This window comes from Micromonospora sp. RTBAU3-60, assembly GCF_054963695.1.
The window spans coordinates 19499-27412 of sequence record NZ_JBUEGB010000079.1 but is presented as its reverse complement, the minus strand read 5'-3'; the positions used below and the strand labels follow the sequence as shown (position 1 = coordinate 27412).

The window sequence follows — 7914 nt, the reverse complement described above, 5'->3', positions numbered from 1 at the left end:
CGGCCGGTGACGCGCAGGGTGGGCAGGTGCACCACCGCGCCCGCGGGGACCGTGGGCGGCAGGATGATCGGACAGGCCACCCACGTCCAATCCGCATAGGCTCGCGGATCTGGGCGGGTGGGCAACTGCAACCGCAGCAACACCCTGCCCGGGTTGGTGTCGCTGCGTTCGATGGTGGCCTGCTGCCGGTCACACGCGGCCAGCAGCAGCATCCGCGCGACCCTTGGGACGCCTTCGAGCTCGAACACGTCTACCGGCAGACGGCCATGGGCGGCATGGAACCTGGCGGCCTGCCGGGTGCGGGACTTGATAATGCTCGACGGTAGATGCTCCCCGCCCGGAACCGCCTGGCGTACCTGTTCCCACTCCTGCGCGGTGCGCTTATGCGGATCGGCCGGCCAGGTCGCCAGGACCCCGGCTGTCAGGTCAGCACGCCACGACGCCGAGCGAAGTGCGCGCCCCGCCTGCTCTTGCGCCATCCGCACGATCCGGTCATTGACCCTCACACCCACCGGCGTGGCGATCGTCCAGCCCAAGCGTCGCAGCGCCATCCACGCGTTCGACGGAAGTTTCCGGCCACCAGCGTCCACGCCGGAGGCCAACACCTCCGCATCCACGGAGTTCCACCGCTCCGCCAACAGGCTGGAGACCATCCCCGCCACCAGATCGGCACACCAGCCGATCCGTTGCGCAAGCACCGCCTGCGACAGGACCTCACCGCTCTCCTCGTCCACCCCTGATCGGAGCAACGTGCGGGCGCAAGCGGTGCGGGAAGTCTCGCCCTCAGCCAGCGGCAGCTTCCCGGTCACCGGCTCATCGCCTCGACATCGATCCAGGAGAACCCGCGATCACGACCGGCCCACCTCACCGGAATCTCCCCCGAACCAGCCCAAAGACGAAGCGCCACCGTCCACACGGCTAACCTATGATCACCGACGATTCCTAATCAAGTTGGTTAGCCTCCGGCCGACGGCCGGAGGCTCGGCGGCACGTCGGCCACGAACGACCCGGGGAGACCCCCACCTCATGGACACGATCAGCACCGGCCAGCCCTCCGGCGATGAGGCGACCGCCACCTGCTACCGGCACCCCAAGCGGGAGACGCTGCTGAGCTGCACCCGCTGCGACCGCCCCATCTGCCCGGACTGCATGCGGGAGGCGCCGGTCGGGCACCGCTGCCCGGAGTGCATACGCGACGAGAACCGCACCGTCCGCCAGGCCCGCACCGTCTTCGGTGGCCGGGTGACCACCCGGACCGTGGTGACGTACGTGCTCATCGCGCTCAACGTGCTGGCCTACCTGGCCGAGCTGGTCCACCCGGCGATCCTCGACCAGTTCGACAGCCTGGGCACCGGGCTGGTCGACGACGCCGGCCAGCGGTACGTCGACGACGGCGGCGCCTACGACGGATACCAGCTGATCGGGATCGCGCACGGCGAGTGGTACCGGCTGATCACCTCCGCCTTCCTGCACCTGCTGCCCACCCAGGGCATCCTCGGCATCCTGCACATCGTGTTCAACCTGTACTGGGTCTGGGTGCTTGGCCGGGTCATCGAGGAGCGGCTCGGCGCGGTGCGCTTCCTCGCCGTCTACCTGCTGTCCGCGCTCGGCGGGTCGGTCCTGGTCTTCCTGGTCTCCCCGCACCAGGCCGCCGTCGGCGCCTCCGGCGCGGTCTACGGGCTGGCCGGCTGCTACTTCGTGCTGACCCGGCGGCTGCACCACCGCCCGATCGACCCCAACCGGGTGATCATCCCGTTCCTCATCTGGATGGTCTTCTCCGCCGGCTGGACCTCGTGGGAGGGGCACCTGGGCGGCCTCCTGGCCGGCGGCGCCGCCGCCGTCGGGCTGGCGTACGCGCCGGCGAAGCGGCGGACGCTGGTGCAGGCGGCGGTGCTGGTGGGGCTCACGCTGCTGCTGCTCGGGCTGGTGGCGGCGAAGTCGCTCGACCTCGCCGGCTGAGCAGCGCAACGGCACCGGGCCGGGTACTGTCTCGGCGCCGTCCGGCGGCAGCTCGAACGGGCCGCCGCACAGCACAATCGGGCCGTGGTGGTGGCCTGCCCGTCGGCGTCACACTGAGTCATGACACCTCAGCGCGTACCACTGCTGGCCAGCGTGGTCGTGCTGCTCGCGGCGGCCTGCACGACGACGACCGACCACGACGGCGCGACCACGGCGCCCTCGACGGCGCCCGCGCCCGGCGCGACCGCCGCCGCCACCACGCCCGCCGCCACCCCGGCTGCCACGACCGCCGCGCCCCCCGCCATCGGGGACTGGCGGGTGACCTACGGGTGGGCGGTACCCTCCTCGCCGGCCCGGGTGACGCACCAGGTCGGGGTGCCGGTCACCCCGACGCCCGGGGAGCCGCTGCCCGTCCTGGTGCAGATCCAGGCCGGTGACCATCCGGCCGAGGGGTTCAGCCGGATCTCCTTCGCCTTCCGTGGCCCCACCCCGTCCTACCAGGTCGGATACGTCTCACGCGTGGAGTCCGACGGCAGCGGCGTGCCGGTGAGCCTGCCCGGCAACGCCTTCCTCGCGGTGCGCTTCGACCCGGCCCTGGCACACGACAGCGGCGGCCGCAGCACGGTGGGCGCGCCGCCGCGGACCATCGGCTACCCGACGCTGCGCGGCTGGGCACCCACCGGGGACTTCGAGGGACACGTCAGCTTCGGCCTCGGGGTGCAGACCTCGGGCGCGCGGCCGCCGGTGCGGCTGGGCGAGTCGACCCGGCCGGACGGCACCCACGTCGTCTCGGTGGACGTGCGGCGAGGCTGACCGGCGGGTGGGCGGCACTCACGTCGCCTCGGGGACGGGTGGCGGTAGCTGACCGGCGCGGGCGGCACCGAACGGCCCGGCCGGACGGCCAACGCGGTCGGATGAGGCGTGCCTCAGGACGTCGCGCCGCGGACGATCGCCACGGCCACCCGGCAGAACTCGTCCATGTCCGGGTTGAAGCCGGCGGCGATGTCCGGGTGCAAGCCGGCGCGGGTCTCGTCGAGCAGCCGGCGGCAGACCTCCTCGACGGGTTCGCCCGCGTAGCCGGCGCGGACCCGCTCGGTGGCCGCCTGCAGGGCCGAGGTCAGCTGATCCTCCAGCGGGCCGCGCAGCTTCTGCTGTACCGGGTCGAGCCCGCTCGGGTCGAGCGTGACGTGTGGCTCCGACATGCTGCTCCCTTCGTCGGCGTCCGCGATACCCCACCGCGGCCGTCGGTCAAACCACCGCCGGTACGGCGGCCACCCGGACCTGGTACGAGAAGTCCTCCGCCGGTTCCTCCGCGTACGACAGCCGGCGGATCTGCCGGTCGTCGGCGTAGAGGGCGACGTCGACCAGCACCCCGAGGTGGGCCAGGCCGATGTTCGCCACCCGCTTCTTGTCCTGCAGCACCGCGCACACCCCGCCCAGCAGCGTGCTGGCGTCGGCGGTGCGGTGCCCGGGCGGGCAGCGCAGGGTCAGGTCCACCTCGATCGGGCCGGCGAGCGGGGTCCAACCGGTGCGCTGGGCCGCCTCACAGGCGGCCTGGAGCAGGGCGCGGACTCTTGCCGCCTGCCGGTGCCCGGCGGCGAAGATGGACAGGGCCTCGGTCTTGACCGGGGGCAGGCCGCTCACCTCGAACATCAGGGCGAGAGCGCGGGTGGTGTCCTGCACGACGGACCTCCTCGGTTGGGACGATCCTGCCCAGCCGGTGGTGCCGCAGAGGCGTGTTCGCGCGAGAACCAACCGAAAGGGCGGGCTTGGGTCGGCCGGAGGCGTATCGACGTCGACGGCGAACGCGCTGGCTGCGGGGCTAGTGAAACGCTAGCGGAGCGGGCGCGGGCTGGGTAGGTGCGCCGCTCACTGGTTGGGACGCGAGGGGAAGGCGCAGAACTCGTTTCCCTCCGGGTCCGCCATCACCCACCACCGGGTGGTGTCGGTGGGCTCGTGCAGCAGGGTCGCGCCGGCCGCGATCAGCGCGGTGGGGTCCGGGCCGGTCAGGTCGACGTCCCAGTGCACCCGGTTCTTCACCCGCTTGCGCTCGGGCACGGGGTCGAAGACCCAGTGATCCCAGGGGAAGCCGGCCGCGCCCACCACGGAGGCGGCGCCCTCGTCGGTGGTCTCCACCCGGCCGCCGACCACCCCGGCCCACCAGCTGGCCTGGGAGCCCGGGTCGGCGCTGTCGACCACCAGTTCGAAGACCCCGGGCCGGGTGCCCTCGCGCGGCCGGAAGGCGCAGAACTGGTTGCCCTCCGGGTCGGCCAGCACCCACCAGCTGATCTCGGCGTCCGGCTCGCGGACCAGCCGCGCGCCGGCGGCCAGCAGCGCGGCCGGTTCCGGCTCGGCGAGCCGCAGGTCCAGGTGGACCCGGGTCTTGCCGGTACGCGGTTCGGGCACCGTGTTGACCCAGATCGACTCGGCCTTGGTGGCGGCTGTCCGGGGATCGATCCGGGTGTCGCCGTCGCCGAGGTCGACGAGTTCCGCGTCGAGGATGGCGGCCCAGAAGGCGCCGAGCCGGTGGGCGTCGGCGGTGTCCATGCAGAGGTCTTTGAAGCTCGCGATCGTGCCCCCACTATGCCGCCCGGCTCCGACACCGCCCGATGGCGCGGGAGCGACGGAAGGGCGTGACCTGGCTCACAGGACGCCCCTGTCGGGCTCCTCGCGTGGCGGTCAGGTTTCGCGCTGTGGCAGGTCGGGCACTGTCAGGCGCACGAAACGCCTGGGGCCGGGGTGGGTCTGTCGCCGGCCGGCCCCGACCGTCTCGCCGTGCGCCGGGGCACGGGCGACTTCCCCGGCCTTCGCCGACGAAAGGGGGAGGGCGATGACGAGGGACCCCGGCGACGCCGCGGTGCGGCGGCGGCCCGGCAGGCGCGCGGCGGCGGCAGCCGCCGCACTGGCGTTGGTGGCGCCGTTGGCCGCGTGCGGTTCCGGTGCAGACGCCGGTACGCCGACGATCAACCTGTACTACCCGCCGGAGCAGAACCTGCAGAAGGTGGTCGACGACTGCAACGCCCAGGCCCAGGGGCGCTACCGGATCGTCTACCGGGTGCTGCCCCGGCAGGCCGACGACCAGCGGGTGCAGATGGTGCGTCGGCTGGCCGCGCAGGACAGCGGGATGGACGTGCTCGGCCTCGACGTCACGTGGACCCAGGAGTTCGCCAGCGCGCACTGGATTCGGGAGTGGACCGGCCAGGCCAAGGCGGAGGCGGAGCAGGGCACCCTGGCCGGCCCGCTGGACACCGCCCGGTACGAGGGCAAGCTCTATGCCGCGCCGAAGAACACCAACGTGCAGCTGCTGTGGTACCGCACCGACCTGGTGCCGGAGCCGCCGAAGACCTGGGACGAGATGATCTCCGCCGCCCAGCGGCTGAATGAGCAGGGCAAGCCGTACCAGGTGCTCACCATGGGCGCCCAGTACGAGGGCCTGGTCGTCCTCTACAACACGCTCGCGGAGAGCGCCGGCGGGAAGATCCTCAGCGACGACGGCAAGCGGGCGGCGATGGACGCGGGTGCCGTCAAGGCCCTCGACCAGCTGCGCAAGCTCGCCACGTCGGGCGTGACGTCGCCGTCGTTCAGCAACGCCACCGAGGACCCGGTGCGGCTGGAGTTCCAGTCCGGCGGGGGCGCCTTCGAGGTCAACTGGCCGTTCGTCTACCCGGCCATGCAGGAGGCGGCGCCGGAGATGGCGAAGAAGGTCAAGTGGGCGCGGGTGCCGGGCATCGACGCGCACACCCCGAGCAAGGTCACCATCGGCGGGGTCAACCTGGCGGTCAGCACCTATTCGAAGCACCCGACGGAGTCCTTCGAGGCGGCCCGGTGCCTCCGTGACGCCGAGCACCAGAAGTTCTCGGCGGTCAACGACGGCGTGCCGCCGACCATCGAGCGGGTCTACGACGACCCGGAGATGGACAAGGCGTACCCGATGAAGGAGACCATCCTGGAGGAGCTGAAGGAGCCGGCCGTCCGGCCGTTGACCCCGGCGTACCAGAGCATCTCCACGGTGATGTCGGCGATGCTGTCGCCGCCGTCGGCGATCCGGCCTGAGCAGACGGCCAATGAGCTGCGCAAGGCCATCGGCGACGCCCTCGAGTCGAAGGGGGTCCTCCCGTGAGCGTCAACGCCACCCCGGCCGGCGCGGACGTCGCCGCCGAGGCCGAACGCGGCGCCGGGCGGCACGCCGCGGTGCCGGCGCAGCGGGGCCGCCGCCGGACCAAGGCTGCGCTGAGCGAGAACAAGCGGGCCGAGCGGCGGCTCGGGCTGCTGCTCTGCGCGCCGGCCGCGCTGGTGATGCTGCTGGTCACCGCGTACCCGATCCTCTACTCGGTGTGGTTGTCCCTGCAGCGCTTCGACCTGCGTTTCCCGGATCAGCGCGAGTTCGTCGGGCTGGAGAACTACGCGACCGTGTTGACCAACCAGTTCTGGTGGACCGCGTTCGGGGTGACCGCCCTGATCACCGTGGTCACCGTCGCGGTGGAGCTGGTGCTGGGCATGGGCCTGGCGCTGATCATGCACCGGACGCTGGTCGGTCGGGGCATCGTCCGCACCGCGGCGCTGATCCCGTACGGGATCGTCACGGTGGTCGCCGCGTTCTCCTGGCGGTACGCCTGGACGCCGGGCACCGGTTACCTGGCGAACCTGTTCGACGGCAGCGCGCCGCTGACCGAGCGGGCCAGTTCGCTGGCGATCATCATGCTGGCGGAGATCTGGAAGACCACGCCGTTCATGGCGCTGCTGCTGATGGCCGGCCTGGCGCTGGTGCCGGAGGATCTGCTCAAGGCGGCCTCCACCGACGGCGCGACGGCGTGGCAGCGGTTCACCAAGGTGATGCTGCCGGTGATGAAGCCGGCGATCCTGGTCGCCCTGCTGTTCCGCACCCTGGACGCGTTCCGGGTCTTCGACAACATCTTCATCCTGACCGCCGGCGGCAACGAGACCTCGTCGGTGTCGATGCTCGCCTACAACAACCTGATCCGGGGGTTGAACCTCGGCATCGGCTCGACGATGTCGGTGCTGATCTTCATCGCCGTGGCGATCATCGCCTTCGTCTTCGTGAAACTGTTCGGCACCGCTGCCCCCGGCAGCGACGACGGGGAGAGGCGCTGAGATGGCCACCGAAACCACCACGCGGGCGAAGCTGCGCTGGGGTCTGCTGGACGTGATCGTCGTCGTCTTCGCGCTGGTCCCGGTGCTGTGGATCGCCTCGCTGTCGTTCAAGACCCCGGCGACGCTCACCGACGGGAAGTTCATCCCCCGGGAGTGGACGCTGGAGAACTACCGGACGATCTTCGCGACCGACCAGTTCGTCCGGGCGCTGGTGAACTCGATCGGCATCGCGCTGATCGCCACCCTGATCGCGGTGGTGCTGGGCGCGATGGCCGCGTACGCGATCTCGCGGCTGGACTTCCCCGGCAAGCGGCTGCTGGTCGGGGTGTCCCTGCTGATCGCGATGTTCCCGCAGGTGTCGTTGGTGTCGCCGCTGTTCGAGATCGAGCGGCAGGTCGGCCTCTTCGACACCTGGCCGGGGCTGATCCTGCCGTACATCACCTTCGCCCTGCCGCTGGCGATCTACACGCTGTCGGCGTTCTTCAAGCAGATCCCGTGGGACCTGGAGAAGGCGGCGAAGATGGACGGCGCCACCCAGGGTCAGGCGTTTCGGCGGGTGATCGCCCCGTTGGCCGCGCCGGGGCTGTTCACCACGGCGATCCTGGTCTTCATCTTCTGCTGGAACGACTTCCTGTTCGCCATCTCGCTGACCTCCACCGAGCGGTCGCGTACGGTGCCGGCGGCGCTGTCGTTCTTCACCGGCGCGTCGCAGTTCGAGGATCCCACCGGGGCGATCTGCGCGGCCGCCGTGGTGATCACGATTCCGATCATCGCATTCGTGCTCTTCTTCCAGCGCCGCATCGTGTCCGGCCTGACCTCCGGCGCAGTCAAGGGATAGGTGGT

9 protein-coding genes are annotated in these 7914 nt (G+C 71.3%); 5 read left to right on the top strand and 4 right to left on the bottom strand.

What is annotated here, in order from left to right:
* Positions 1-809 (bottom strand): hypothetical protein (locus ACY34I_RS35540; protein WP_462759532.1); only part of this gene is annotated, 809 nt, incomplete at its 3' end.
* 217 nt (positions 810-1026) lie between these two features.
* Between ACY34I_RS35540 and ACY34I_RS35535 the strand changes: the two genes are divergently transcribed.
* Positions 1027-1959, top strand: coding sequence for a rhomboid family intramembrane serine protease (locus tag ACY34I_RS35535; protein ID WP_462759531.1), 933 nt, complete (start codon positions 1027-1029; stop codon positions 1957-1959).
* A 120-nt stretch (positions 1960-2079) separates the two neighbouring features.
* Entirely contained in the window at positions 2080-2772 is a 693-nt protein-coding gene (locus ACY34I_RS35530) for an AMIN-like domain-containing (lipo)protein (RefSeq protein ID WP_462759530.1), read from the top strand.
* Positions 2773-2885: 113 nt separating this feature from the next.
* Here ACY34I_RS35530 and ACY34I_RS35525 read toward each other — a convergent pair whose 3' ends face one another.
* The 3 genes from ACY34I_RS35525 to ACY34I_RS35515 all read right to left on the bottom strand — a co-directional run bounded on the left by ACY34I_RS35525 (position 2886) and on the right by ACY34I_RS35515 (position 4506).
* On the bottom strand, positions 2886-3161 hold the full coding sequence (locus ACY34I_RS35525) for a hypothetical protein (protein WP_148801638.1): 276 nt from the start codon (positions 3159-3161) through the stop codon (positions 2886-2888).
* A 46-nt stretch (positions 3162-3207) separates the two neighbouring features.
* Entirely contained in the window at positions 3208-3612 is a 405-nt protein-coding gene (locus tag ACY34I_RS35520; RefSeq protein WP_370518040.1) for a RusA family crossover junction endodeoxyribonuclease, read from the bottom strand.
* A 216-nt stretch (positions 3613-3828) separates the two neighbouring features.
* Entirely contained in the window at positions 3829-4506 is a 678-nt protein-coding gene (locus tag ACY34I_RS35515; RefSeq protein ID WP_462759529.1) for a VOC family protein, read from the bottom strand.
* A gap of 283 nt (positions 4507-4789) precedes the next feature.
* Here ACY34I_RS35515 and ACY34I_RS35510 point away from each other — a divergent pair, with 283 nt between their 5' ends.
* Genes ACY34I_RS35510 through ACY34I_RS35500 form a run of 3 tightly spaced genes read left to right on the top strand, consistent with a single transcriptional unit; the run spans position 4790 to position 7909 of the window.
* Positions 4790-6079, top strand: coding sequence for an ABC transporter substrate-binding protein (locus tag ACY34I_RS35510; RefSeq protein WP_462759528.1), 1290 nt, complete (start codon positions 4790-4792; stop codon positions 6077-6079).
* Positions 6076-7071, top strand: a complete 996-nt coding sequence (locus tag ACY34I_RS35505; RefSeq protein ID WP_462759527.1) for a carbohydrate ABC transporter permease — start codon at positions 6076-6078, stop codon at positions 7069-7071. The genes ACY34I_RS35510 and ACY34I_RS35505 overlap by 4 nt, the downstream gene beginning before the upstream one ends.
* Position 7072: 1 nt before the next feature.
* The gene (locus ACY34I_RS35500) at positions 7073-7909 is read left to right on the top strand and encodes a carbohydrate ABC transporter permease (protein ID WP_462759526.1); all 837 of its coding nucleotides are present in this window, start codon (positions 7073-7075) and stop codon (positions 7907-7909) included.
* The last annotated feature ends 5 nt before the right edge of the window (positions 7910-7914 follow it).